The 25302-nt window shown below is 67.4% G+C and carries 25 protein-coding genes; 6 read left to right on the top strand and 19 right to left on the bottom strand.

All coding sequences use genetic code 11. The annotated features are described in order from the left end of the window. Positions 1-59: 59 nt before the first annotated feature. The gene (locus JF543_RS08710) at positions 60-2129 is read left to right on the top strand and encodes a maltotransferase domain-containing protein (protein WP_179410960.1); all 2070 of its coding nucleotides are present in this window, start codon (positions 60-62) and stop codon (positions 2127-2129) included. Further along, positions 2126-4333 (top strand): 1,4-alpha-glucan branching protein GlgB, encoded by a 2208-nt coding sequence (gene glgB / locus JF543_RS08705; RefSeq protein ID WP_179410961.1) that lies wholly within the window; start codon positions 2126-2128, stop codon positions 4331-4333. The genes JF543_RS08710 and glgB overlap by 4 nt, the downstream gene beginning before the upstream one ends. 10 nt (positions 4334-4343) lie before the next feature. Here glgB and JF543_RS08700 read toward each other — a convergent pair whose 3' ends face one another. Both JF543_RS08700 and JF543_RS08695 read right to left on the bottom strand, forming a co-directional pair. Beyond that, positions 4344-5282 (bottom strand): tetratricopeptide repeat protein, encoded by a 939-nt coding sequence (locus JF543_RS08700; protein WP_179410962.1) that lies wholly within the window; start codon positions 5280-5282, stop codon positions 4344-4346. Then, a complete protein-coding gene (locus JF543_RS08695) occupies positions 5279-7132 on the bottom strand; it encodes a glycosyl transferase (RefSeq protein ID WP_179410963.1) in 1854 nt (617 codons plus the stop codon). The genes JF543_RS08700 and JF543_RS08695 overlap by 4 nt, the downstream gene beginning before the upstream one ends. A 175-nt stretch (positions 7133-7307) precedes the next feature. Between JF543_RS08695 and JF543_RS08690 the strand changes: the two genes are divergently transcribed. Further along, a complete protein-coding gene (locus tag JF543_RS08690; RefSeq protein ID WP_179410964.1) occupies positions 7308-8387 on the top strand; it encodes an AI-2E family transporter in 1080 nt (359 codons plus the stop codon). A gap of 15 nt (positions 8388-8402) precedes the next feature. On the opposite strand, the gene JF543_RS14400 is transcribed toward JF543_RS08690, so the two are convergent. From JF543_RS14400 to JF543_RS08645, 10 genes are all read right to left on the bottom strand, one after another. Further along, the gene (locus JF543_RS14400) at positions 8403-8690 is read right to left on the bottom strand and encodes a hypothetical protein (RefSeq protein ID WP_224817786.1); all 288 of its coding nucleotides are present in this window, start codon (positions 8688-8690) and stop codon (positions 8403-8405) included. 9 nt (positions 8691-8699) lie between these two features. Then, positions 8700-9233 (bottom strand): transglycosylase SLT domain-containing protein, encoded by a 534-nt coding sequence (locus tag JF543_RS08685; protein ID WP_242522212.1) that lies wholly within the window; start codon positions 9231-9233, stop codon positions 8700-8702. Between the two features lie 173 nt (positions 9234-9406). Further along, entirely contained in the window at positions 9407-9991 is a 585-nt protein-coding gene (locus tag JF543_RS08680; RefSeq protein ID WP_242519424.1) for a DivIVA domain-containing protein, read from the bottom strand. Continuing rightward, on the bottom strand, positions 9988-11151 hold the full coding sequence (locus tag JF543_RS08675) for a phosphatidate cytidylyltransferase (RefSeq protein ID WP_242519423.1): 1164 nt from the start codon (positions 11149-11151) through the stop codon (positions 9988-9990). Before JF543_RS08675 ends, JF543_RS08680 begins: the two co-directional genes overlap by 4 nt. 57 nt (positions 11152-11208) lie before the next feature. Then, positions 11209-11763: a ribosome recycling factor gene (gene frr / locus JF543_RS08670; RefSeq protein ID WP_179410965.1), complete on the bottom strand. Its 555-nt coding sequence runs from the start codon at positions 11761-11763 to the stop codon at positions 11209-11211. Between the two features lie 72 nt (positions 11764-11835). Then, on the bottom strand, positions 11836-12552 hold the full coding sequence (gene pyrH, locus JF543_RS08665) for a UMP kinase (protein WP_179410966.1): 717 nt from the start codon (positions 12550-12552) through the stop codon (positions 11836-11838). A gap of 93 nt (positions 12553-12645) precedes the next feature. Continuing rightward, positions 12646-13473, bottom strand: coding sequence for a translation elongation factor Ts (gene tsf / locus JF543_RS08660; RefSeq protein ID WP_179410967.1), 828 nt, complete (start codon positions 13471-13473; stop codon positions 12646-12648). A 41-nt stretch (positions 13474-13514) separates the two neighbouring features. After that, entirely contained in the window at positions 13515-14354 is an 840-nt protein-coding gene (rpsB, locus tag JF543_RS08655) for a 30S ribosomal protein S2 (RefSeq protein ID WP_179410968.1), read from the bottom strand. 261 nt (positions 14355-14615) lie between these two features. Then, positions 14616-14996, bottom strand: coding sequence for a hypothetical protein (locus JF543_RS08650; protein ID WP_206823773.1), 381 nt, complete (start codon positions 14994-14996; stop codon positions 14616-14618). Between the two features lie 107 nt (positions 14997-15103). Further along, entirely contained in the window at positions 15104-16282 is a 1179-nt protein-coding gene (locus tag JF543_RS08645; protein WP_206823772.1) for a phosphotransferase, read from the bottom strand. An 89-nt stretch (positions 16283-16371) separates the two neighbouring features. Between JF543_RS08645 and JF543_RS14625 the strand changes: the two genes are divergently transcribed. The 3 genes from JF543_RS14625 to JF543_RS08630 all read left to right on the top strand — a co-directional run bounded on the left by JF543_RS14625 (position 16372) and on the right by JF543_RS08630 (position 19347). Beyond that, positions 16372-17907: an ATP-binding protein gene (locus tag JF543_RS14625; RefSeq protein ID WP_179410971.1), complete on the top strand. Its 1536-nt coding sequence runs from the start codon at positions 16372-16374 to the stop codon at positions 17905-17907. A 2-nt stretch (positions 17908-17909) separates the two neighbouring features. Further along, positions 17910-18566, top strand: coding sequence for a response regulator transcription factor (locus JF543_RS08635; RefSeq protein ID WP_179410972.1), 657 nt, complete (start codon positions 17910-17912; stop codon positions 18564-18566). A 193-nt stretch (positions 18567-18759) separates the two neighbouring features. Then, a complete protein-coding gene (locus JF543_RS08630; RefSeq protein ID WP_242519422.1) occupies positions 18760-19347 on the top strand; it encodes a murein hydrolase activator EnvC family protein in 588 nt (195 codons plus the stop codon). Between the two features lie 36 nt (positions 19348-19383). Here the strand turns inward: JF543_RS08630 and JF543_RS08625 are convergent, their stop codons facing one another. The 7 genes from JF543_RS08625 to lepB form a co-directional block, all read right to left on the bottom strand. After that, the gene (locus JF543_RS08625; RefSeq protein ID WP_179410973.1) at positions 19384-20286 is read right to left on the bottom strand and encodes a tyrosine recombinase XerC; all 903 of its coding nucleotides are present in this window, start codon (positions 20284-20286) and stop codon (positions 19384-19386) included. A gap of 47 nt (positions 20287-20333) precedes the next feature. Further along, positions 20334-21509, bottom strand: a complete 1176-nt coding sequence (gene dprA, locus JF543_RS08620) for a DNA-processing protein DprA (protein ID WP_206823765.1) — start codon at positions 21507-21509, stop codon at positions 20334-20336. After that, positions 21506-23038, bottom strand: coding sequence for a YifB family Mg chelatase-like AAA ATPase (locus JF543_RS08615; RefSeq protein WP_206823761.1), 1533 nt, complete (start codon positions 23036-23038; stop codon positions 21506-21508). Before JF543_RS08615 ends, dprA begins: the two co-directional genes overlap by 4 nt. Beyond that, positions 23035-23397, bottom strand: coding sequence for a YraN family protein (locus JF543_RS08610; protein WP_179410976.1), 363 nt, complete (start codon positions 23395-23397; stop codon positions 23035-23037). Before JF543_RS08610 ends, JF543_RS08615 begins: the two co-directional genes overlap by 4 nt. Positions 23398-23494: 97 nt before the next feature. Next, positions 23495-23821, bottom strand: coding sequence for a DUF2469 family protein (locus tag JF543_RS08605; protein ID WP_179410977.1), 327 nt, complete (start codon positions 23819-23821; stop codon positions 23495-23497). Positions 23822-23849: 28 nt separating this feature from the next. Further along, a complete protein-coding gene (locus tag JF543_RS08600; RefSeq protein WP_206823760.1) occupies positions 23850-24509 on the bottom strand; it encodes a ribonuclease HII in 660 nt (219 codons plus the stop codon). Then, complete coding sequence (lepB, locus tag JF543_RS08595) at positions 24509-25234, bottom strand: signal peptidase I (protein WP_242519421.1); 726 nt, start codon at positions 25232-25234, stop codon at positions 24509-24511. Before lepB ends, JF543_RS08600 begins: the two co-directional genes overlap by 1 nt. Positions 25235-25302 lie beyond the last annotated feature (68 nt).

Genomic DNA, 25302 nt, shown 5'->3' with positions numbered 1-25302 from the left:
AACGCGGCCCGCGTGACGGCGCGGTGCAATCCCGCCCCGGAGCGCGGTACATTCTCAGTGTGGCGGCACCGACGGCTCAAGAATCCGCGGGGCTGAGAAGCCCCGCACTCATCCCCGCACGCCCTGCGGTCGACACTCCGGTGATCGGCGGCACGGTCGGCCGACTGCCCCTGTTCGACCCCGCACCGCGCGTGCCCCACGGTCACCCGGCCAAGGCCTTCGTGGGTGAGGTGGTGCCGTTCGATGTGGTTGCCTTCCGCGAGGGGCACGACCGCATTGGCGTGCACCTGCGGTTGACCGACCCTGCCGGCAACGAGACTCTGCACCGGCTGACGGCGTTGGCCGATGGCACCGACCGCTGGCGAACCCGGATCGCCCTGGACCGACAGGGCGACTGGCAGTATCGCTTCGAGTCCTTCGCCGACGACTTCGCGACCTGGGCGCACGACGCCGCCGTCAAGGCCGAGGCGGGCATCGACGTCACCGTGATGAGCCAGCTGGGCAACGCGCTGCTCACCGCTGCGGCATCCGAGACCGACCGTCCCGACGCCGAACGCCGGATGCTGAAGAAGGCCGCTCGCGCCCTCTCCACAGCGGATGCCGACGCCCTGCACGCCACGGCGATCGATCAGCGACTGGCATCCGCGTTCGCCGCCCGACCGCACGCGTCGCTCGGATCGCACACCGAGTGGCTGACGCTTCGCGTCGACCGCGAGCTCGCGGGCGTCAGCGCGTGGTACGAGTTCTTCCCCCGCTCTGAAGGCGCTGTGCGCCGCAAGGACGGATCGGTACGCAGCGGCACCCTGCGCACGGCCGCCAAGCGGCTACCCGCCGTCGCCGACATGGGATTCGACGTCATCTACCTCGTGCCGATCCACCCGATCGGCACGACCAACCGCAAGGGTCGCAACAACACGCTCACCACAGAGCCGGGCGACCCCGGATCGCCGTACGCCATCGGCTCAGCCGACGGCGGACACGACGCGATCCACCCCGACCTTGGCACCGAGAAGGACTTCCGGGCATTCGTGCGCGCGGCGCGCACCGCCAGCCTCGAGGTCGCCCTCGATCTCGCCCTGCAGGCCTCCCCCGACCACCCCTGGGTCACCGAGCACCCCGAGTGGTTCACGACCCTTCCCGACGGCACGATCGCGTACGCCGAGAACCCGCCGAAGAAGTACCAGGACATCTACCCGCTCAACTTCGACAACGATCCCGCCGGGATCTACGCCGAGATGCTGCGCGTCGTCATGCACTGGGTCGATCTCGGAGTGAAGATCTTCCGCGTCGACAACCCGCACACCAAGCCACTGCAGTTCTGGGAGTGGTTGATCGCCGAGGTGGGCCGACGCGACCCCGACGTCATCTTCCTCGCCGAGGCGTTCACCCGCCCCGCGGTCATGCGCGCGCTCGCCGCGATCGGGTTCCAACAGAGCTACTCGTACTTCACCTGGCGCAACACCAAGACCGAGCTCGAGGAGTTCCTCACCTCGGTGTCGCACGAGACCAGCGACTACATGCGCCCGAACCTGTTCGTGAACACGCACGACATCCTGACCGAGTACCTGCAGTTCGGTGGTCGCGCCGCCTACCGCATCCGCGCATGCATCGCCGCAACGGCAGGACCCGTCTGGGGCGTGTATGCCGGGTACGAGCTCATCGAGAACGTGGCGCGCCCCGGCTCTGAAGAGAACATCGACAACGAGAAGTACGAATACAAGTTCCGCGACTGGGACGGCGCCGAACAACGCGGCGAGTCACTCGCGCCGCTGCTGCGCAGGCTCAACGCGATCCGTCACGCGCACCCGGCGCTCGGGCAGCTGCGCAACCTGTCGATGCACTGGAGCGACGACGATGCCGTGCTCGTGTACTCCAAGCACCTGGATGCCGCTTTCACCGGCACCGGCACCGCGGACACCCTGATCATCGTCGCCAACGTCGACCCACACTCGGTGCGCGAGACGACCGTGCACCTCGACACCCGCATCTGGGGAATCGAGCCCGGTGACGACTATGAGGTCGAAGACCTGTTGACCGGAGCGGTCTGGACCTGGAACGACCACAACTATGTGCGGCTCGACGCCTTCGCCGAGCCGGTGCACATCCTGAAGGTGAAGGAGCGATCATGAGTCACACCGACAGCGTCTCCGTTTCCGACGAGTGGCGAAAGGCCGCCGGCGGCACGCACCACGATCCGCATCGACTGCTGGGCGCTCATCCGATGACCGACGCCGTCGGGCGAACCAGCACGGTGATCCGCACCCGACGGCCGCTCGCCGAATCGGTCACCGTGGTGTTCGCCGACGGAGATCGCATGGATCTCAGCCACACGGCGCACGGCATCTGGGAGGGAACCCACCCCGGCCCGCCTGTGCCGTACCGCATCGCCACCACCTACGCCGGGCATGACGAGGCCCTCGCCGGCGATCCCTATCGCCACCTGCCGGCGATCGGCGACCTCGACCTGCACCTGATCGCCGAAGGCCGCCACGAACGGCTCTGGGAGGTGCTCGGTGCCCATCCGCGGGTGTTCGACGGTGACACCGGCGTCGACTTCGCCGTCTGGGCGCCCAACGCGCAGGCCGTGCGCGTGTGCGGCGACTGGAACGAGTGGAACGGTGAAGGCCACGCCATGCGGTCGATGGGGGCGAGCGGCATCTGGGAGCTGTTCATCCCCGGCGTCGGAGTCGGCAGCCGGTACAAGTACGAGATCCTCACGCCGGACGGCGACTGGGTGCTCAAAGCCGATCCGATGGCTCAGCAGGCAGAGCTGCCACCCGCGACAGCATCCGTCGTCGCGCTCAGTGCCTACCAGTGGGGCGACCACGCCTGGCTCACCCGGCGTGCGGCACGGCACGCGGTCGCCCAGCCGATGTCGGTGTACGAGGTACACCTCGGCTCGTGGCGCGGTGGTCTCGGCTACCGCGACGCCGCCGCTCCCCTGATCGAGCACGTGCAGGCAACCGGCTTCACCCACGTGGAGTTCATGCCGCTGGCTGAGCATCCATTCGGCGGTTCCTGGGGCTACCAGGTGAGCGGGTACTACGCCGCGACCAGCCGCTACGGCTCCCCCGATGACCTGCGCTACCTGATCGACCAACTGCACCAGGCCGGCATCGGCGTGATCATGGACTGGGTGCCAGGGCACTTTCCCAAGGACGCCTTCGCCCTCGCGCAGTTCGACGGACGCGCGCTGTACGAGCATGCGGACCCACGACGCGGCGAGCACCAGGACTGGGGCACGCTGATCTTCGACTACGGACGCAACGAGGTGCGCAACTTCCTCGTTGCGAACGCGCTGTACTGGCTCAGCGAGTTCCACGTCGATGGTCTGCGTGTCGACGCGGTCGCCTCGATGCTGTATCTGGATTACTCCCGCAACGACGGCGAATGGGAACCGAACGTGCACGGCGGGCGCGAGAACCTTGAGGCGATCCGCTTTCTGCAAGAGGTCAACGCCACCGCCTACCGACTGCACAAGGGCGTGGTGATGATCGCCGAGGAGTCGACGGCATTCCCCGGGGTCACCGCCCGCACCGACCACGCCGGACTGGGCTTCGGCTTCAAGTGGAACATGGGCTGGATGAACGACTCGCTGCAGTACATGCAGCGCGATCCGGTGCACCGCTCGCACCACGAAGGCGAGATCACCTTCTCGTTCGTCTACGCCTTCGGTGAGAACTACATGCTGCCGATCAGCCACGACGAGGTCGTGCACGGCAAGGGAAGCCTCGTCTCACGGATGCCGGGCGACCATGCGCACAAGCTCGCGAACGTGCGAGCCTACCTCGGGCACATGTGGGGGCACCCCGGCAAGAAGCTGCTGTTCATGGGACAGGAGTTCGGACAGATCGCCGAATGGTCCGTCGACCGCGAGCTCGACTGGTGGCTACTGGATCAGCCCTCCCACCGGCAGCTTCAGCACTTCGTCGGGGCGCTCAATGAGGTGTACCGTGCGCAGTCGCCGCTGTGGGAGCGCGACAATGACGGCACCTCGTTCTCGCGCCTGGGTGCGCCGACATGGGATCCCAGCGTTATCGCGTTCGAGCGTCGGGATGCGCACGGCGGACGCCTCGCGGTGGTCACCAACTTCGCCGGCGTGGTCCGCACCGGCTACCGCCTCGCGCTGCCCGTTCCTGGCGCCTGGCAGGAAGTGATGAACACGGATGCCGCCGAGTACGGTGGCAGCGACACCGGCAACCTCGGGATGATTTCAGCGCACAAGGATGCCGATGACGCGCCCGCTATCGCGACGGTCACTCTTCCTGCACTGTCGACGCTGTGGTTCCGGTATCAGCCCGAGCCGCACCTGCCGACGCCCAGTCAGTGGTGATGAGTCGAGCTCAGAAGAGCAGCGATGCCAGGCGCGTGCGTGCGGACGCCACGCGCGGGTCGGCGGGTCCGACCAGGTCGAACAGCTCGACGAGGCGTGCGCGCACGCGCGGTCGGTCGTCACCATCGGATGCGACGAAAAGGTCGAGCAGTCGACCGAACGCATCGTCGACGTGTCCCCCGGCGATGTCCATATCGGCCACCGCGAACTGGGCGTCGACGTCGGCCGGAGCGGCAGCAGCAGCCGCACGCACCTGCTGCAGGTCCAGTCCCTGGACGCGGTCGAGGAGACGCACCTGCCCGAGGCCGGCCTTGGCCTCTTCGTCACGCGGATTCTCTGCCAGTGCCTTCTCGTAAGCGGTGATCGCCCGCGGGTAGTCGCCGGCCTCAATGGCCTCGAACGCCTCCGCGTGCAGCGGCGGCAACGGCGCCTCTTCCGGCTCGACGGCTTGTTCGTCGGCTTCGGCGCCGTCCGCCGGGACGCTCCCGGTCACGCCATTCTGCGCGGCCACTTCGAGCAGCCGAGCGAAGACCTCGCGCACCTGCTCCTCGGGGACGGCGCCGGTGAACATCGGCACCGGCTGCCCGCCGATCAGAGCCACAACCATCGGAATGGACTGCGCACGGAACGCCTGCGCGATCTGCGGGTTGGCATCGACATCCACCTTGGCGAGCACGACGCGACCATTCTGCTCGCGGGTCACCTTCTCGATGATCGGGCTGAGCTGCTTGCACGGGCCACACCATTCAGCCCACAGATCGACGACCACGGGAACGGTACGCGAGAGCTCGAGGATCTCGCCGAACGCGGCGTCCGTGACATCGACGACGACGCCCGGGGCGGCCGCCGATGCAGCGGCGGTGGCGTCGGACGTCGGCTGCGTGTCACGTCCGCGCAGAGAAGAGAGGTCGACAGCTCCGCGGAGAGCCGCGGCAGAGATTTCGGTCACTTGATCACCTTCACGCTGAGGAGGTCCTGGTCGTACGCGAGCAGACGGATCTGCTCATTCGAGCCCTGTGCCGGAACGGCGAAGAACAGCTGGATCGCGTAGGTCGTCTCGAAACCCTTCGCCGATTCCTTAGCGCCGGTCAAGACCTTCGCCTCTTCATTGTCGCCGATCCTGATCACGGCGTCCTTGTTGGTCGGCGTGATCCGCTCGGTGTCGAGAACACTCACGGCGACCACCGCGCCGCTGTCCAGCGTCGCCATCGAAAGCGGCTCGTCGGTCGAGCCGGTCATATCGAAGGCGGCCTTGGAGGTCTCTGCGGCATCCTTGTCCTTCAGCCCCTGCACCACAGCGGCTCGACTGTCCCGGATGGTCTGGGCGAGAGCCTGCGACATCTCATCGAACATGCCAGCGTACTCGCTCTTGTCGCCGGCATCGACGTAGTCGGCGAAAGCGTCTGCCAGCTCTGCCGGCGGCAACGACAGGAACGGCGACTCGGTGGGCACACGCGTAGCACCCAGCCACGCCGGCGCGACGTCAGGGAACTCCGAAGAGGCCGGCATGTCGGCCATCTCGGCAACCTTGTAGGGTGCCCACGGGTCGGCCTGCGTCATGGTCAGCAACACGGGAGGCACCGTGTCGTCCTCTTCCGAAGCTGTCAGCACCAGAACCGTGCGGGGCCAACTGTCCGTAGCCTCGGGCAACAGGATCCGCACCTTGTCGCGCGGCGCCGTCAATGTTCCCTCACGCTCAGCGATCTTGTCGCGCAGCACGTACTCGGTGCGACGGCTCTCCAAAGCCGGCCCGCTCAGGCGCGTCTCAGCCAGATCGATATCGAGATCAGCATCCGCCTGTGCGACGGTCGCTGCGATCTCAGACACGATCCGCTGGCCCTGCTTCTCGCTGACCACGGGCGGCTTCTGGTCCTCGGGCGTGACGATCGTCGGTGTGGGGGTGGGTGTGGGCGTGCCAGCGCCCAACTCGGGCCACGAGTCCGCCGTGCACCCGGTAGCAAGGACAGCGGTCATCGCCAGCGCGGGCAGACCGATGGCAAGGCGCCGCTTGGTGGCGGAACGGCTCTGCTGTGCGCGTTCCCCACCGGAGGCCCGGTCGCTGCCCTGTGACGGGTCTGTCGGCGCCTGGACGCCGCCATCGATCGCTGCCGCTGCTGCAGAATCAGCCACGCTGATCGGCTGCGTCTCGGGCAGAGGGCCGACGCCCTTGCGGCGGGGGCCACGACCTCGCCGCTGGTGCCGGATGGCGAGGATATACAGCACCAGACCGACGACGAGCAACACGCCGCCGGCCGTCATGAGCGGGCCGACCATCGGAGTGCTGTTGTCGAGCGGCCAGGAGATCAGGATGTTCTCGGGTGCCGGTTCCACACCGTCACGGGCGATGAGCACACTGTGTCCCTCGGTGAGCTGCAGTTCGGTGACCAGCTTCTCCTGCTCACTGAACGAATCCAGCCAGAGATCAGAGCCGACCGGACTACGCCCAGCGGTCTCCCCACCGACGGCAGGCTCCTGCGCCGCATCCACGACAGTGGACTCCGGTTCACCCTCCGCCGTGAGCGTGACGTGAGTGTACTCAGCATCCGAGAGCCACGCCTCCATGTCGGCGGTGCGTCCGTACGCCACGAAGATGTCACCCTCGCCGGTGACGATCATCGTCTGCAGTCCTTCGCGTGACGCGAGCACTTCGGCATCGACGAGCACAAATGGAGCGGGTTCGCTCACACTGAGCTCCATCTGCTCGGCAGAAGGCCCCTTGAAGATGGTGTCCTGGGCGATCCCGGCTCCGATGAGAACCGTGGCCAGCACGAAGGCCACGACGGCCCATACGAAACGCACGAATCAGCTCCTTACGTGACCCCGGGCATTCGCCGATGGTCTCCGTTCGGCTTCCGATTTTAGCGAAACCACCTGTGCGTTGCCCACGAGGCGCGGGCACGCGTCTGAGTCGGCCCGTCGCGCGTCGTACGGAACGCGAGCGATTAGGCTTCTCTGCACGGCGATCAGGAGAGCAATGAAGATCCACAACACGTTCCGCACCGCGCTCGTGGCGACCCTCGGGGTGGGGCTGGGCATTCTGATCCTGACGAGCATGCAGACGCTGTCGACGGTGATCCTCTACATCGGAACCGCACTGTTCCTGAGCCTGGGCCTGGATCCGGTCGTCAGCATGCTCGAACGGCGCGGTCTGCCTCGTTGGGCGGCCGTCGTCGTGACGATACTCGCCGTGCTGAGCATTTTCGCCGCCGTGGTTCTCATCGTGCTGCCGGTGCTGATCGAACAGATCTCGCAGCTGGTCGAGCAGATGACGCCTCTCGTACAGAACGGTGAACGCACGATCGACTCATTGAAACAGTGGATGACCGATACGTTCCCGAATCTCGCTGTTGACGACGTCTTCGCGTACGTCACCGACTGGATGGAGCGCGAGGACTGGCAGAGCACTGTCGCCGACTGGACGGAGACCATCGGCGCGGGCGTGCTCGTCGTCGGCGGAGCGGTTCTGGCCGGACTGTTCGGCGCCTTCATCGTGCTCGTGCTGACAATCTATCTGACGGCGTCGACACCGTCGCTCAAGAGCTCGGTGTATCAGCTGGTGCCGGCGTCGAAGCGTGAGCGCTTCATCGATATCGCCGATCAGATCACTGACTCCGTCGGGCACTACGTCATGGGCCAGGTGTCGCTCGGGGTCATCAATGGCATCCTCAGCGCGATCTATCTGTCGATCATCGACGCACCCTTCACCGCCGTGCTCGCCGTCATCGCGTTTTTCTTCTCGCTGATCCCGCTCGTGGGAACGCTCACCGGGTCGACAATCATCGTGCTCGCGTGCCTGCTGCCCGGGGTGGGCTCCCCCGCCACCGCACTGGCGGCCGCCATCTACTATCTGATCTACATGCAGGTCGAGGCGTACTTCATCGCACCGCGCATCATGAGCCGTGCCGTATCGGTGCCCGGTGCCGTCGTGGTGATCGCCGCGCTGTCCGGCGGCGCACTACTCGGTCTGCTGGGCGCACTGATCGCCATCCCGGTCGCGGCCAGCATTCTGATCATCTACCGACAGGTCGTCATCCCACGGATGGACAGCCGCTAGCTGTAGCACCTCGTCTCAAGCGATGCGCCAGCACTGCGTGTGCCAATGCCGTCGAGCCGCCAGGTCAGCCGTCTCACCCAGAACGCCGTCCGCGCGCCAGACCACGACATGCGCCGTCTGCGGGACGATCGCGCGGTGGCATCCCGGACACGTGTAGTCCTTGACAGCCTGTACCGCGGAAACGGGCTGTACGACCCATTCGCGGCCTCGCCGGGTCTCGGTTCGCTTCCAACCCGCCAACAGGCGCTGGAAAGAGTCCTCGGCGTCAGAACGCTCGGGTCTTCTCTTGCGTGAACGTGCCATGCCGGTGGATTACCACCAGTGGTTGCGGGTCCAGAAATCGTACGCCGCAGCCCAGCTGCCGTAGCGCCCGGTCGCATAGCCGTTGCCCCAGCGGAGGTTATCGACCGGGTTGTATCCGTTCCCCGGCACCTTGCTGCACGGCAGCGCCTGCACCAGACCGCATGCCCCCGAAGACGGGTTGGTCGCGTTAGGATTCCATCCGCTCTCGCGCGAGACGATGTAGTCGACGTATCCCCAGTCGGACTGCGCGATGCCCGCTGCCGTCATCCAATCCTGCTTCGAACCGCCGCCCGAGTAGCGCGGCGGCGCGGCGCTACCGCCTCCGCCTCCGCCTCCGCTGGTGGATGCGGCAACCGGGGCGGGCTTCGGCTTCGGCTTGGGCTTCACATACACGTCGAAGCCGCTGCGCACCATCGCCTCGATCTTCGCGCCGTCCGCGCTGACCGCAATGCTCTGCGTCTCACCGGCGGCCACCGAGAACGCCGTCAGCGGCGCCTCCTGCGTCTGAGGCTCTGCCATCGCCATGCCTGTCGGGGCGATCATCGCCGCGGACAGCCCAACGACCGCGAGGCCTGCCAGTAGCGTCTTCCCACGGCGCCGCTGAGGGCGGGACGCCTTCGGCCGCTGCGATACAGGTCGCTTCGAGATCAATTGGTTATCGGGAGTCACGATGGGCACCAGTCTATGCGCACTTGTCTGAATCATCGATGAACGCGTCAACGGACAGCGAGCATCACCTCGATGGTGGCATCAAGCACAGCATCCACCTGTTCCTCGCGATAACCGCCGCGCTGCATGCGGAACGCGGCGCCACGCACCTGCGCAACGGTCAGCGCGTCGCCGTCGCGCAGAAAAGCAGCGATCCGGTCGGCCGCATGATCGACCTCGTCGATGCGGTACCCGAAAGTGAGGAAGCCGGTACGGGCGAACCGCTGGCCCGCCGGGCGGCTGAGACGGTCGAGCACGATCTGCGCTTCCTCGCGCGCACCGGCGACCCATGCATCGACCCCGCTCTGGTGCACCGTGCGCTCACGCGATCGCGCAGCGAACGCATCTTCCACACGGGCAAGAGCGGCATCGACGTCGGAGACGACATAGCCGTGCTTCACCAATGGGAACGATGCCGACCGCACGTCCGCAGCACCGAAGTCCGCGCGTCCGCTCTCGAACGCGGCACGCGCCGACTCGAGAAAGGTGTCGACCGCGGCGCGGTGATACCCCCGAGTGCGGCCGGACGTCAGGGGGAACGCCGCAGGCGCCTCCTCAGTAGGCGTCGAAACAGCGTCATCGTCTCTCATCATGCTCCGATCCACGGTGCGAGCAGGAACGACAGCGCCAGAGCCGGGACCGTCGAAGGCAACAGGCTGTCCAACCGGTCGAGCACTCCGCCGTGACCGGGCAACCAGGAGCTCATGTCCTTGATGCCGAGATCGCGTTTGAGCATCGATTCGCCCAGATCTCCCAGCGTTGCCGACAGCAGGATCGACCCGCCGAGGATGAGCCCTGCCCACCAGGGCAGGTGGAGTGCGAAGATCGACATCAGCACACCCACGAGCAGAGCACCGGCCACAGCCCCTGCGAACCCCTCCCAGGTCTTCTTCGGGCTGATGCGCGGCGCCATCGGATGCTTGCCGAACGCCAGCCCTGACGCGTACGCGCAGGTGTCTGCCGCCACGGCGATCGCCACGAAGGACAGCACCCACCATTCGCCGTTGTCGCGACTGAGCAGGATCAGGGCCATGGACGTGAGGAACGGAACGTACACCTGCACGAACGCGCTCACCAGCACGTCGGCGAGAACGTCGCCATAGGTACGGCCATCCTGCGCGACCATCTGTGCGACCATTCGCCAGACCGCGACGAACGCGATAGCAGCGAACAGCACGACCCAACTGACCCACAGCGTCGTGAAGTATCCGACGAGCAGTATCGCTGCGCCACCGAGCAGTTGCGGGACGACGTCGATCCGTCGCCCACCCGCGCGCAGCGCGCGCGAGATCTCGTAGGTGGCCAGCAGGCCTGCCGCAACCGCGAACGGAACGAACAGCACCTTGTTGAACAGCAGCGAGGCAAGCAGCACCGCACCGATCGCAACACCGATGAGGATCGCCACGATCAGATCGCGGCCCGTGCGCTGCTTGATACGTTCGTTCGCCTGGTCGAACTGCTCTCGTGCCTGCGATACCTGCGACTCGATCTCATCCCGCGCCGCGCGCCACTGGTCACGGATCACGTTGTGATCGTGGTGGTGCTCTTCGTCGGCACCGGACCGCGGCGTCGTCGAATCAGGCATCGGCGGCCGGGGCGGCACGCTGCTCGCGTCGAACGCCGGAAAGGCAGCGTCGGTGAGCGGCACCGCCGCCGGTGCGACCGGTTTCGTGCCGCGCACCGGCGTGTCGGTGTCTTCCGCCGACGAAGCAGCGGCCTCCGGGGCCTCCGGGGACGAGGACTGCTCGCTCATGCGTGCTTCACGCCGCGTGAGCGGACGTTCCTCGGAGTCGCTATCACCAGGCATGGATCAGACCTCGAGGAGCTCTGCCTCTTTGCGCTTGAGCGCCTCGTCGACGGCATCGACGTGCTGACGGGTGAGAGCATCCAGCTCTTTCTCACCCCGCGCGATCTCGTCCTCGCCCACCTCGGCCTTGAGCGCATCGAGCTGGTCCTTCGCCTTCCGGCGGATGCCGCGCAGCTGCACCTTGGCATCCTCGCCCTTGGAGCGAACGAGCTTGACGTACTCCTTGCGGCGCTCTTCCGTCAGCTCAGGCATCGTCACGCGAACGATGTTGCCGTCGTTGGTCGGGTTCGCACCCAGGTTCGGCATGTCGCGGATAGCCTGCTCGATCGCCTTGAGAGCGCTCTTGTCGTACGGCGTGACGATGAGCGTTCGCGCTTCGGGGTTGGCCATCGAGGCGAGCTGCGCGATCGGCGTCGGCGAGCCGTAGTAGTCCACCATCAGCTTCTGGAACAGCTGCGGGTTGGCACGACCGGTGCGCACCGTGGCGAAGTCCTCTTTGGCGGCGTCGACCGCGCGCGTCATTCGTGCAGTGGTATCAGTGAGGACATCCGCGATCACGGGGGCTCCTTAGGTCGGGGGTTTCAGCAATTCTATCCGGCGCGTGCGCGCCGATTCGCGAGCGACGAACCGTCAGGAGGTGACGAGCGTGCCGATCTGCTCGCCCAGCAGTGCCCGGGTGACGTTGCCCGCGGGCTCCATCCCGAACACGCGCATGTCCATGTTGTTGTCCATGCACAGGCTGAAGGCGGTCGAGTCGACCACCTTGAGACCGCGCTGCAGCGCATCGCGGTACGTCACGCGGTCGATGCGCTCCGCACTGGCGTCCTTGTGCGGGTCCGCGGTGTAGATCGCGTCGACGCCGTTCTTCGCGACGAGCACCTCATCAGCGCGGATCTCGAGCGCTCGCTGCGCCGCGACGGTGTCGGTCGAGAAGTACGGGAGGCCGGCGCCAGCGCCGAAGATGACGACGCGCCCCTTCTCCATGTGGCGCTCCGCGCGCAGCGGAATGTACGACTCAGCGACCTGCGTCATCGAGATCGCCGACTGCACGCGCGTCGCCGCACCTGCCTGCTCCAAGAAGTCCTGCAGGGCGAGTGCGTTCATGACGGTCCCGAGCATGCCCATGTAGTCGGCGCGCCCACGGTCCATTCCACGCTGGCTCAGCTCCGCACCGCGGAAGAAGTTGCCCCCGCCGACGACGATGGCGACCTCGACCCGATCGACAGCCGCCGCGATGTCGCGAGCGATCTGGCCTACGACGTCGGGGTTGACGCCGAGCTGTCCGCCGCCGAATGCCTCGCCGGAGAGCTTCAGAAGGACGCGACGGCGTCCGGTGCGTTCAGTCATGGGGTGTGTCCTCTCATCCCGTCTCAAGATAGCGCCTCATGGGCATGAATAAGGGGGTTCGGATCGTGTGGATCCGAACCCCCTTGAAGGAAGTTACGCGCCGACCTTGAAGCGCGCGAAGTCGGTGACGGCGATGCCGGCGTCCTTCGCGACCTGCGCCACGGACAGCTTGTTGTCCTTCGCGTAGTCCTGCTCGAGGAGCGCGACCTGCTTGAAGTAAGCGGTCACGCGGCCCTCGACGATCTTCGGCAGAGCCGCCTCGGGCTTGCCCTCGTTGCGCGAGATCTCGGTGACGATCTCCCGCTCCTTCTCGACGTCGGCCGCCGGCACGTCCTCACGCGTGAGGTACGAGGGGTTCGCGAACGAGATGTGCTGGGCAATGCTGCGCGCGGTGTCCGCGTCGTCACCCGAGTAGGCGACGACAACACCGATCTGCGGCGGCAGGTCCTTGCTGGTGCGGTGCAGGTAGACCGAGTACGCGTCACCCTTCAGGGTGCGGACGCGACGCAGTTCGACCTTCTCGCCGATGATGGCGGCCTCGTCCGAGATCAGCTGCTCGACGGTCTGGTCGCCCGCCGAGGCGGCGAGAGCAGCCTCCAGCGAGTCGGCACCGACGGCAGCAAGCGCGTCGGCAACCTTGTCGGCCAGAGCGATGAAGCGCTCGTTCTTAGCGACGAAGTCGGTCTCGCAGGCGAGCTCGATCAGCGTCACGCCGTTCTCGGTCTCGCGAGCGGCGATCAGGCCCTCGCTCGTCGAGCGGTCGGCGCGCTTCGCGTTGCCCTTGGCGCCCTTCAGGCGCAGGATCTCAGTGGCCTTCGCGACGTCTCCGTCAGCCTCTTCGAGCGCCTTCTTGGTGTCGACCATTCCGGTGCCGAGCTGCTCGCGCAGTGCCTTGATGTCGGCGATGGTGAAGTTGGCCATTGTGGTGGCTCCTTGCTTCGTGTCTGTGCGTACGGGGTGGCTTACTTGGCGTCGGCGGCAGTCTCGGCCGGAGCCTCGTCCGCGGCCGGAGCCTCGGCGGGGGTCTCTTCGGTCGAAGCAGCCTCGGCGCCGGTCTCGAGAAGCTCGCGCTCCCACTCGGCGAGCGGCTCGGCGTCGCCGGCCTCGGGGTTGTGCTTCTGCTGCAGGCCCTCAGCGGCAGCGTCGGCGATGATGCGCGTCAGCAGCGAGACCGAGCGGATCGCGTCGTCGTTGCCGGGGATCGGGTACTGGAAGTCGTCCGGGTCGGCGTTGGTGTCGAGGATGCCGATGACCGGGATACCCAGCTTCTTCGCCTCGTCGATGGCGAGGTGCTCGCGCTTGGCGTCGACGACCCAGAGCGCCGAAGGGGTCTTCGACAGGTTGCGGATACCACCGAGCGACTTGTGCAGCTTGTCGAGCTCGCGCTTCTTGAGCAGCAGCTCCTTCTTGGTGAAGCCGGATGCTGCCGGGTTCTCGTAGTCGAGCTCCTCGAGCTCCTTCATACGAGCGAGGCGCTTGGCGATCGTCGAGAAGTTGGTGAGGAGGCCACCCAGCCAGCGCTGGTTGACGAAGGGCTGACCGACGCGCTCGGCCTGCTCGGCGAGGATCTCCTGCGCCTGCTTCTTGGTGCCGACGAACAGGATCGTGCCGCCGCGCGCGACCGTCTCCTTGACGAAGTCGTATGCGTTGTCGATGTACGCCAGCGACTGCTGCAGGTCGATGATGTGGATGCCGCTGCGCTCGGTGAGGATGAAGCGCTTGACCTTCGGGTTCCACCGACGCGTCTGGTGTCCGAAGTGAACGCCGCTGTCGAGCAGCTGGCGGATGGTGACCACAGCCATGGTCGTCTCCTGGTTCTGGCGCGTGGCGCCGTTGAGGTTGTTTTCGTCGGCCTTGCGACCGACGATCCTGGTGCCCGGCGCACACCCGCCTGCCGTAGAGCAGGACCGCTGGGAGTGGATGCCGCGAAGAGACTCGCTATGGGCACGCGTAGTCACCCCGACTTCGAGGTGCCTTCCCAGTGTACAGGATCGCCCTCACTCCCAGATGACACGAGCGAGCCCCGGGAGAGTTCCCGGGGCTCGCTCGCTCTGCAACCGAAGTCAGTCCGATGCTGCGGACGCCACCGATGCCGCCGACGCTGCCGAGGCGACGCTCGGCGGAGAGACAGCCGACGGGGCGGATGCGACGCTGGGCGCCGAGTCGGCGCTGGGTGCAGAGTAGGGGGAGGCGGCGGATGCTACGGATGCCACGGTCACCGCGCTCGGCGCGCTGACGACGGTGACCGACGAGTTCGTCTGCTGAAGGTGCACGGTGGCACCGTCGATGACACCGCCGCGCTCGGTCACCTCACCACCGGGAACCACAGTCCCCTCGGTGGTCTCCAGGCGCATCGTGTCAGCCGCGGCTGCCGCTGCGGTGGCCATCACGCTCAGGCCGACCAGTCCGCCGACGCCGTATGCGATCCACTTCTTCTTCGTCATCGTGCAGTCCTTCGCTTGTCATGGGACCGACTCGTGCGTCGTTCCGCCTGTGTATCTATCGTCTCGACCCCTCCTAAGCAGTATCGAAAGAGATCATGAGGGCGTTCTTATGTTTCCTCGGTCTGGTCCCCCGCCGAGCCGCCGTCGACGATGCGTTGCGCCGTGGCGTACAGCGTCTGCGCTCCTGTCGTATCGCCGTGAACCCGCGCACTGTTGGCTTGACCGAGCAGATGGATGCCCGTGAATCCGCGCACACGCGGGTCGTCCCAGCGCTCCAGCGCCGCGTCGGCGAGCCCCCGGATGCGGGCACGATGCTCTACACCGGTGAGGCGCGCGCTCGCGACCGCATGGGCGATGAAAGCTGCGGAGTCCTCGGCCGCGTCACCGCGCCCCAGCGTATCGACGTCGATCATGCCGCTGATGCCGGCGCCGTCACCTGCAAGAAAGAGCTGCCCGAAGTGCATATCACCGTGCACGACGGTGTCTTCTCGCACCGTCGCGTTCGCCAGCAGTGTTCGGATGCCCGCTACCAGACGCTGCACCTCGACGGCGTCCCCTGCGTGACCCGCGTACCAGCCGAGGCGGTCAGCGATCGACGGGGCCGGTCGGTCCCAGACGACTCCCGAGATCTGTGCACGGAGCGCGTCGACCGAGTCGAGCAGCGATCGGGGGCTCCACCGGGTCTCCGCCGCCGGCGTACCCACCGCCGAGTCCAGCACAAGCAACCCGTCCGGCGCCCAGCCACGCAGGGTCGGAACGGGCAGACCGGCTTCCGCACAGGCGAGGTGCGCACCCACGATGCTGTCCAGACGCCGCGGACGCACGACCTTCAGCCAGACATCGCCACCATCGGTTGCGGCGCGCAGCACCGCTCGGCGTCCGGGACGGTACCCGACCATGGTCAGCTCACCCGTGGCGACGAGTCCCAGTCGCGACAGCAACGCCTTGGCCGCGTGTCCGAACGCCGTCGCGGCGAGGGCGGGCAGGTGGGGATCCGCCGGGTGCGTCCAGATCCGCGCGTCGGGGCGCGTCAGGTCATCCCCCGTCGCCAGCCCTGTTTCGGTCCGTACAGGAAGGCGCGACGTGTCCACGTACCAGGTCTGCTCCGGTGAATTCGTCATCGGGGCGAAACCCGAGACCGAACCTTCACCGAGGGGTTCTCTGCTGATCAGGCGTAGCGCCATGTCGTCACCCCGGGGCTCGGCGGCAACGTCACCGAGCGCCTCGTGCAACAGCATGAAGTCGGGGTCGCTGTGCAACGGGTGCAATCGGGCGTGAGCGTGCATCCACTCATTGCATCATGAGGCGCCCGCCGACTCGATGAGACCTCTCTTAGGGCGTCAGTGGGTTGTGACGATTGCGGGATACTGGGGTGGTGACCGGCTCCGCAGACTCCTCGAATCGCCGGAGCCGTCTTGCGGGCGCGCTGCGCCCGCGTGTGGTCTCCGTGCGCACCCGCATCGTCGCCGCGATCACCGTGACCATGGCGCTTGGTCTGCTCGCCGTCGGAGGCGCGGTGTACTTCGTCGAACGACAGTCGGATCTCGACCAGATGGACGACCGGCTGCGTGCGAATCTCAACACCGCCAGGTTCATCGTCGCGGAGGGCGAGCCCGTGGCATCCGACTCTCCCGAGCGTCAGCCGTGGAGCACCCCGACCGCGGCGCTGCGCTCGGTCGTTGAGCGCATGAGCGCCGATGACAACACCGGCGTCATGGGAATGGTCGCGAACGAGATCAACATGGTCCCCGGCGTCCGGCTGGACGTCGATCTGAGTGGCGCGGATGTGTTTGCGGAGTACATCCAAGAGCAGACCGCCGCCGGTGAACCGGTCATCGGGACGTACGTCGACGACGACCTCGCCTGGCGCTACCTCGCAGCACCCATCGTCGTCGAGAGCAGCACAGGCGATGATCCCGCGGTGTTCGTCATGGTCTATGACATCCACGCCGAGCTGGCAGAGTTCGAAGACACCGCACGGGTGTTCGTGATCGCTTCGCTCATCGCTCTCGTCCTCGTCGCCGCCGTCGGCGGCATCGTCGCCACGCGGTTGCTGCGACCGCTGCGGCAGATGCGCGAGATCGCGACACGCGTATCGGCGCGTTCGCTGGACGAGCGAATCCCCGTTGTCGGCAACGACGATGTCGCCGACCTCGCCCGAACCATGAACGCGATGCTGGATCGGCTCGACGCGGCGCTCGATTCGCAGCGCCGTCTGCTCAGTGATGTGGGCCACGAACTGAAGACGCCGATCACGATCGTGCACGGGCATATCGAGGTCATGGACCCGACCGACGTCGAGGACGTGCGTGCGACTCAGGCTCTGACACTGGATGAGCTCGAGCGGATGGGGCGCCTTGTGCAGGATCTGTCCGACGCCGCTTCGCTGCACGGATCATCGCCCGTGACTCCGACCTCGGTGGATCTCGCCGATCTGCTCGATCAGATCGCTCGCAAGGCGCAGGGCATCACCGGAGCCGAGATCAGCGTCGGAGCGCGTGCGCGCGGAACGGCGATGATCGATGCCGCCCGCATCACCCAGGCGATGCTGCAGCTCGCGCAGAACGCCGTCGCCTACGGTGGTGGCCGCATCGTGCTCGGCAGCAGACTGACCGGACGGCATGTCGAACTGTGGGTGCGCGACTTCGGCCCCGGTGTTCCCGACGAAGACAAAGACGAGATCTTCGAGCGGTTCCGTCGCGCGGCCACCTCAGACGGCGTCAACGGCAGCGGGCTTGGCCTCAACATCGTGCGCCTGATCGCTCACGCACACGGCGGCACGGTCCGCGTTGACGACGCCGCGGGCGGCGGGGCCCTGTTCACGATCCGCTTGCCACGCGGGCCGGTCGACGAGGCGCAGATCGATCGCGAAGCATCACCCGCTGGCGTCGTGCCGGCCGAGAAGGAGTGACGATGGCATCCATCCTCATCGCCGACGATGAACCCCGCATCTCGGGGTTCATCGACAAGGGATTGCGCGCGGCGGGGTTCGCCACCCGGGTTGCCGCGACCGGCCCCGACGCGCTCGCGTTGGCGCTCACCGACGAGTTCGACCTTCTCGTGCTCGATGTGAACCTGCCCGGTTTCGACGGCTTTCACGTTCTGGAGCAGCTGCGCGGTTCGGGCTCGACCCTGCCCGTGATCATGCTCACCGCCCGCGTCGAGTTGCACGACACGATCGCGGGTCTGGAGGGTGGCGCCGATGACTACCTCGGCAAGCCGTTCCGTTTCGACGAGTTACTCGCTCGCATTCGCCTGCGCATGCGGCGGGACGCGCCGGGTGCATCGCTGGATCTCAGCCACGGCGAGCTCCACCTGGATGTGCGCAGCAGACGCGCCCGTATCGGTGAGCACGATGTCGAGCTGTCGGCCCGCGAGTTCGCCCTGGCCGAAGAGCTGGTGCGACACGCTGGACAGGTGCTCAGCCGTGAGCAGCTGCTCAGTCGCGTGTGGGGTTACGACTTCGATCCGGGGTCGAACGTCGCCGACGTGTACATCGGTTATCTGCGTCAGAAGCTCGGGTCGGATCTGATCGAGACCGTGCGCGGGGTCGGCTACCGCTTGGTGTGAGATTCGGCGGCGAGCCTGTCGTCCCCAGAACGGCTGGCCGGGACAGTTGTCCACCGCCGCCGGAAGTAGCGCTCGCACCGCGGTGCAGTGCGGGCAGGGTGGACGGATGCGCCCACCGTCTCGCGTTCCCCTCTCAACCCGCCGTTCCCCCATCCGCACGCCTGTGCGGCAGCGGAGACGCGCGGACGGCCGGATGCTCCTGCTGCTGCGGGTCACGCTCATCGGCGTCATGCTGGGTTTCGGCGGCGTGGGAACGGTGCGCGCCGACGCCGCCGTGGTCGGCCCGGCGATTGCTGCCGACGCGGCCCGTGGGGCGGATGCTGCCGCAGCCGCCGATACCGATGTCGAGGCGCCGCCGGGCTTTCCGTGGCGGTGGCCGGTAGGCGGTGCGCGGCGCGTCGTCGAGCCGTTCCGAGCACCGGCGCATGACTACGGGCCGGGCCACCGCGGTATGGACATCGCCGTCGTCCCGGGTGCGGATGTGCATGCTCCGGCGGGTGGCGTGGTGGCATTCCGCGGCACCGTGGTGGATCGTCCGCTGGTGACCATCGACCACGGGTCCGGATGCGTCAGCACCTGGGAACCGGTGTCGTCATCGCTGGCGCCCGGCGACGTCGTCACCGCGGGCGCCGTGATCGGTGCGGTCGCCGAGGGGGGTCACACCGTGCGCGGCGCGATGCACATCGGGGTGCGCGTCGACGGGGAGTACGTCAATCCGTTGCCGCTGTTCGGGCAGGTGCCGCGGGCGGTTCTGCTGCCGTGCTGCTCAGCTGTGCCGTGAGTGCTCGATACTCACGGTGCGCGTCACGCCGCAGATTCACGCGCGCGGATGAGCGAGGCGATAGCTCGCGGTGAGGCGTTCGGCCGAGACGTGGGTGTAGATCTGGGTGGTGCCGAGACTGGCGTGCCCCAAGATCTCCTGGACCGCGCGCAGATCAGCGCCGCCGTCGAGCAGATGCGTCGCGGCGGAGTGTCGTAGCGCGTGGGGGCCCACGTGCTCGGCACCGACGATCGGAGCGAGTACCCGTGCGACGAGGGCGTACACGCTGCGAGGGCCGATCCGTGCGCCGCGCGCCCCGAGGAACGCAGCGGGTCCGGGGCGCTCGGCGCGGGCGTGGAGGGCGGGGCGCGCTCGGGAGAGATACGCGCCGATGGCATCCGCCGCGGGCCCCCCGAATGGAACGACGCGCTCCTTGGCTCCCTTGCCGAGCACCCGTACCGTGCGGCGCTGCAGATCGACGTCGTCGACGTCGATGCCGCACAGTTCGGAGACGCGCATTCCCGAGCCGTACAGCAGCTCCAGCATGGCGTGGTCGCGCAGTGCGATCGGGTCGCCATCCGCAGCGATCGTGCGCTGGGTATCGAGCAGATCGCGGATCCCCTCGCTCGAGGCGATGACCGGCAGCGTCTTGGCGCGCTTGGGGGTGACGAGGCGAAGACTGGGGTCGGCGCCGATCAGGTCGTTCTCCTGTGCCCAGCCGAAGAACGAACGCACGGCCGCGGCGCGCCGCGCGAGCGTCGAGCGGGCGTCACCGCGCTGGGTGGCCTGCCATAACCATTCGCGCAGGATCTCGAGATCGATCGTGGTGAGATCGTCAGCGGCCAGCACGCGACCGAGATCGGCGAGGTCGGAGCGGTACGCACGCACCGTCGCCGACGAGAGGCGACGCACCTGTTCGAGGTGGTCGCAGAACGCCTGCACAGCCGCTGAGTACCGCATCAGTCCAGGATGCCGCGGACCCGAACTCGCCGCGGGCTGCCGCGCCGTCATGTACTGCGTAGCCACCCTCCGTTGCGCTGCGACACCTCGCCGTCGAGCGCGAGAAGCCCGAGGAGTCCGCGCACCCGGTCCACGGACAGGCCGCTGTTGCGGGCGATCTCCTGCGCGTCACGAGGCGTTCGCGTACTGAGCGCATCACGCAGGCGGATCCGGTCGGGATGCTCGGAATCGGACGATGTCCGGGGTGTCGATGCCTCACCCCAGAGCTCTCTGACGTCTTCCGCGCTGGTCACACACACCGCGTCGTACTCGCGCAGCAGGCGATGGCAACCGGCCGAGGCGGCAGAGGTCACCGGCCCGGGCACCGCGCCGAGCGGTCGCCCGATGCTGGCAGCGTGCCCGGCCGTGTTGAGGGAACCGCTGCGCCACCCCGCCTCGATGACCACGGTCGCCATGCCGGCAGCGGCGATTGTGCGGTTGCGAGAAAGGAACCGCCACTTGGTCGGCGCGGCCCCGCACGGCACCTCGCTCAGGACGGCTCCTGCGGCCCGGATGCGATCGAAGAGCTGCTGGTGCCCGACGGGGTACGCACGGTCGACACCGCCGGCAAGAAACGCAACCGTCCGGCCGCCCGCGCCCAGGGCGGCACGGTGGGCCGCGCCGTCGATGCCGTATGCGCCTCCCGAGATCACGAGCGTTCCCGCGCCGGCGAGGTCACCGGCGATCTCGCCGGCCACCGACTCCCCGTATGAGGTCGCGGCGCGGGCCCCGACGATGGCCGCGCTCGTGGTGCACTCAAGCGCGGTGAGGTCGCCACGTGCCCACAGCGCGACAGGTGCGTGCGCTCCGAGGTCGTCCAGTCCGGCCGGCCAATGCGCGTCGTCCGGCAGCAACAGGCCACCGCCGACGTGCTGACATGATGTGAGTGCCTCACGCACTGCTTCTGGTCGCGCACGCGGTCTCCAGCGGGCCAGCGCTTCAGAGAGCTCGCGCGGTGAGATCACGTCCGGCGGCAGAAGCTGCGGCTCACCCAGGGCGATCCGCAACGCCTGGGGAGCGCCGAAGGCTGAGATGAGCGCACCGGCCACGCCGTCACCCGGTTCCACGAGCACCGACCACGCGGCACGGGCTGCTGTCTCGGCGGTGTCGGCATCGGGCCGCAACCGTTCGGCGGCACGACGCACATCGATGTCATCGATGAGGTGGACAAGGGTCTGCGTCATGGCAGCAGTCCTTTCTTCAGGAACAGGGCTCGTCCCAGTTCGTCAGCGCCGGGCATCCCGAGTCCGTCGAGATCGGCGAGCGTCCACGCGATGCGCAAGACGCGGTCGTAGGCGCGCAGAGTGACCGTGCCGCGTTCGAGTGCGCGATCCAACGGCGCGCGCACGGATGCGGGTAGTCGCAGGTCCCCCTGCCTCAGCCGTTCGCCGGGCACATCACCGTTCACTCTCCACGGTGTGTCCTGCCAGCGATCCTGTGCGGCGGCGCGCGCCGTGAGCACGCGCTCGCGCGCGACCGCGGAGCTCATCCGGGATCGCTCCCCCGACGTCGCTCGCGAAGCGGCGACGCGCGCCACCTGCAGATCGATGTCGATCCTGTCGCGTAGCGGTCCGGACAACCGGCCCGCATAGCGGCGGATCGCCATCGGCGGGCATGTACAGTCCGACCCACGGACTCCGTACTGACCGCACGGGCAGGGGTTCATGGCCAGGATCAGCTGAAACCTCGCGGGGAACGACGCGCTGAATCCGGAGCGGATCAGCTCGATACGGCCCGATTCGAGCGGCTGCCGCAACGCGTCCAGCGCAACACGCTGGAACTCCGGAGTCTCGTCGAGGAACAACACGCCCCGGTGCGCGCGCACGATGGCGCCGGGCCGCGCCACGCGCGACCCGCCACCGACCAGCGCGGCGGCCGACGCGCTGTGGTGCGGTGCTTCGAACGGTGCCACCGACTCGAGGCGCGTCACGGCACGCCCGGTCAGTGAGCGAATCGCGGCCACTTCGAGTGCCTCCGCCTCGGTCAGGGGCGGAAGGATGCCAGGCAGCCGCCGCGCCAGCATGGTCTTGCCCGCACCCGGTGGGCCGCTCAGCATCATGTGGTGTCCCCCGGCGGCCGCCGTGATCATCGCGTCGACGGCGTCATCCTGCCCGACGACATCGGCGAGTTCCAGATGAGCGTCCTCCTCGCGGTCGTCTTCCCCAGGCAACACGACCGGATCGACCTCGAGCGGCTCGATCTCGGCTCCGTGGAGCGCAGCGACCTCAGCCAACGACGTCGCTGCCCGCACCTCGATACCCGGCACCAGGCGCGCCTCGTCGGCATTGGCGTGCGGCACGATGACGCGTTCGAAGCCGGCCCGGGCCGCCGCGTAGACCGAGGGCAGCACGCCGGGAACCGGACGCAGCCGCCCGTCGAGACCGAGCTCACCGATGTGCACGGTCGCGCGGATGGCATCCGCCGATACGGTTCCCTCCGTCGCCAGCGTCGCGACGGCGATGCTCACATCGAAACCTGACCCGTGTTTGGGCAAGTTCGCCGGTGACAGATTGACGGTCACGCGACGACGCGGAAACGGCAGCCCGACGTTCACGCAGGCGTTGCGCACCCGCTGCGCGGACTCCCCCAGAGCCTTGTCGGGCAATCCGATGATCTGGAATCCCGGGGTCTGGTTGCTCAGGTCAGCCTCGACCTCGACCAGGTGCCCATCGACGCCGGTGAGGGCGACCGCCCAGGTGCGTGCCGTGCTCACAGCATGTCCACGAGGTGCTCAAGGCGCGCCGTTCGGGCATCCGCTCCGATCAGACCGATGGCCTCCAGACGCACCGGACGGCGGCGCGCGGCATCAGGATGCTCGGCGGCCCAGGCGAACGCCAGCTGCCACAGCCGCCGTCGCTTGCGCTCATCGATGGCTTCGAACGGGTGCCCGAAGGCCTCACTGCGCCGAGCCTTCACCTCGACGATGCAGAGCATCCCATCGTGCACCGCGACGATGTCGATCTCGCCCTGGGCGCATCGCCAGTTGCGATCGAGCACCGCGTACCCGCTGGCTCGCAGATGCTGCGCGGCGCGTTCCTCGCCTGCTCGCCCGAAGTCGTCTTTCGCTGCCATGACGACAGCCTGACGCGCGGCAGGGACCCTCGAACGCCACTATCCCGTGCGTTGTGGAGAGGTCACCGAGATCGGAGATCTGGGGACAAACGGTGCGTCACTGCCCGTCGAGCGAGAGCTCGTCCGGGATCTCGAACTCGCGCCGCTGCAGCTCCTCAACGTTCACGTCCTTGAACGTGAGCACGCGCACCGCCTTGACGAAGCGATCTGCGCGGTAGATATCCCACACCCAGACATCCGACATCGAGATCTCGAAGTAGAAGTCGTGCTCGGTGTCGCGGCGGACGACGTTCACCTCGTTGGCGAGGTAGAACCGGCGCTCGGTCTCGACCACGTACTGGAACTGCTGAACGACATCGCGGTATTCGCGGAACAGCGCAAGCTCGAGCTCGCGGTCGTAGTCGTCGAAGGCGTCGTCATCCATGATGGCTCCAGTCTAGGCGAGAGCGCGCTCAGAACAGGGTCGGCGCCTCGGCGATCGCCCACGAAGCACGGTGGAACGGCGAAAGTCCCTGCGCGCGGATCGCCTCGCGATGCTCACGACTCGCATACCCCTTGTTGCGATCCCAGTGATAGGCCGGGTGCTCGGGGTGCAGGGACGCCATCAGGCCGTCCCTTGCGACCTTCGCGATCACCGAGGCGGCCGACACCGAAGCGCAGTCGCGGTCACCCTTGATCACGGTCCTGACCGTGACGGATGCCGGGTGCACGGCGCTGAGGTAGTCGTGGTTGCCATCGAGGATGATGAGCGTCCGATCCAGCGATGCCCCGTGATCGACCACGGACTGCACGGCGCGGGAGGCCGCCAGACCGAGCGCGCGCATGATGCCGACCTCATCCACCTCATCTGCCGTTGACCATCCGACACCCGATGCGGACACCCATGCCTGCGCACGCTCCGCCATCTCAGGGCGCCGCTTCTCGGTGATCATCTTCGAATCGCGCAGGCCCTCGGGCACTCGGCGCCGCGAGCCACGGGCATCCATCAACGCCGCGCCGACGGCGACGGGACCTGCCAGCGCGCCGCGACCCACCTCATCGAGCGCGATGATCAGGTCGAAGTCCTTCAGCAGCTGTCGCTCCAGCCGCAGTGTCGGTTCGACGACGGCCATCACGGCTCCGGAACGGCTTGGAACACGTCGTCGTGCGTGTCGATCATGCCGAAGCGGTTCAGCGGCCACGTCGTCAGGAACGCGCGTCCGACAACGTTCTCCAGCGGTACGAACCCGCCCCCCGGGAGCTCCTGGTGCGCCCGGGAGTCCTGCGAGCGATCGCGGTTGTCGCCCATCACCCAGACGGCGCCTTCCGGCACCGTGACATCGAACTCGGTGTTGGACGCCGCGGTGTCCCCCGCGGGAAGGTTGAGGTACGAGAGCTCGTTCACTGGCGAACCGTTGATGGTCAGCTGTCCGAGCGCGTTGCAGCAGACGATGTGGTCACCGGGCATCCCGATCAGACGCTTGACGAGGTGATCCTGCGCGTCCGAGGTCGAGATGCCCACGAACGTGAGCACCCAATCGGTCGCTTCGACGAGGCCCGGACGCGCCGGGCGCTGTGGCGCCGGAGGCAGCCACCCACCCGGGTCCTGGAACACGACGACGTCACCGCGTTCATAGCCGGCCCAGCGCGGAGTCAGCTCGTCAACGAGGATGCGGTCATCGATCAGCAGCGTGCGCTCCATCGAGCCGGAGGGGATGTAGAACGAGCGCACAACGAACGTCTTCACGACGAAAGAGACCAGCGCTGCGATGAGGATGATGACGATCACGTCACGCAGGAAGATCAGAAAGCCCCTGCCTCGTGATGGGCGCGGTGCTGCCTCTGCGGCGTCTGTCATGTGCATCCTTCTTCGTCGGGCTCACCCCCGGGGCGGCCGCTACCAGGTTCGCATATCGCGACCGCAAC

Origin of the sequence: Microbacterium esteraromaticum, assembly GCF_017303215.1 — a bacterium.
Classification (GTDB): Bacteria; Actinomycetota; Actinomycetes; order Actinomycetales; family Microbacteriaceae; genus Microbacterium; species Microbacterium esteraromaticum_C.
This window is presented reverse-complemented; position numbering and strand designations above follow the sequence as displayed.

Excerpts from the sequence above, each read along its gene's own strand:
- JF543_RS08625 (WP_179410973.1), bottom strand. The coding sequence starts at position 20,286 with ATGCGGTACTCAGCGGCTGTGCAGGCGTTCTGCGACCACCTCGAACAG.
- pyrH (WP_179410966.1), bottom strand. The coding sequence starts at position 12,552 with ATGACTGAACGCACCGGACGCCGTCGCGTCCTTCTGAAGCTCTCCGGC.
- JF543_RS08685 (WP_242522212.1), bottom strand. The coding sequence starts at position 9,233 with ATGATCGCCCCGACAGGCATGGCGATGGCAGAGCCTCAGACGCAGGAG.
- JF543_RS08635 (WP_179410972.1), top strand. The coding sequence starts at position 17,910 with ATGGCATCCATCCTCATCGCCGACGATGAACCCCGCATCTCGGGGTTC.
- glgB (WP_179410961.1), top strand. The coding sequence starts at position 2,126 with ATGAGTCACACCGACAGCGTCTCCGTTTCCGACGAGTGGCGAAAGGCC.
- JF543_RS08645 (WP_206823772.1), bottom strand. The coding sequence starts at position 16,282 with ATGCACGCTCACGCCCGATTGCACCCGTTGCACAGCGACCCCGACTTC.
- dprA (WP_206823765.1), bottom strand. The coding sequence starts at position 21,509 with ATGACGCAGACCCTTGTCCACCTCATCGATGACATCGATGTGCGTCGT.
- JF543_RS08605 (WP_179410977.1), bottom strand. The coding sequence starts at position 23,821 with ATGGATGACGACGCCTTCGACGACTACGACCGCGAGCTCGAGCTTGCG.
- tsf (WP_179410967.1), bottom strand. The coding sequence starts at position 13,473 with ATGGCCAACTTCACCATCGCCGACATCAAGGCACTGCGCGAGCAGCTC.
- JF543_RS14400 (WP_224817786.1), bottom strand. The coding sequence starts at position 8,690 with ATGGCACGTTCACGCAAGAGAAGACCCGAGCGTTCTGACGCCGAGGAC.
- JF543_RS08630 (WP_242519422.1), top strand. The coding sequence starts at position 18,760 with ATGCTCCTGCTGCTGCGGGTCACGCTCATCGGCGTCATGCTGGGTTTC.
- JF543_RS08690 (WP_179410964.1), top strand. The coding sequence starts at position 7,308 with ATGAAGATCCACAACACGTTCCGCACCGCGCTCGTGGCGACCCTCGGG.
- JF543_RS08675 (WP_242519423.1), bottom strand. The coding sequence starts at position 11,151 with ATGAGCGAGCAGTCCTCGTCCCCGGAGGCCCCGGAGGCCGCTGCTTCG.
- lepB (WP_242519421.1), bottom strand. The coding sequence starts at position 25,234 with ATGACAGACGCCGCAGAGGCAGCACCGCGCCCATCACGAGGCAGGGGC.
- JF543_RS08680 (WP_242519424.1), bottom strand. The coding sequence starts at position 9,991 with ATGATGAGAGACGATGACGCTGTTTCGACGCCTACTGAGGAGGCGCCT.
- JF543_RS08650 (WP_206823773.1), bottom strand. The coding sequence starts at position 14,996 with ATGACGAAGAAGAAGTGGATCGCATACGGCGTCGGCGGACTGGTCGGC.
- rpsB (WP_179410968.1), bottom strand. The coding sequence starts at position 14,354 with ATGGCTGTGGTCACCATCCGCCAGCTGCTCGACAGCGGCGTTCACTTC.
- JF543_RS08610 (WP_179410976.1), bottom strand. The coding sequence starts at position 23,397 with ATGGCAGCGAAAGACGACTTCGGGCGAGCAGGCGAGGAACGCGCCGCG.
- JF543_RS08600 (WP_206823760.1), bottom strand. The coding sequence starts at position 24,509 with ATGGCCGTCGTCGAACCGACACTGCGGCTGGAGCGACAGCTGCTGAAG.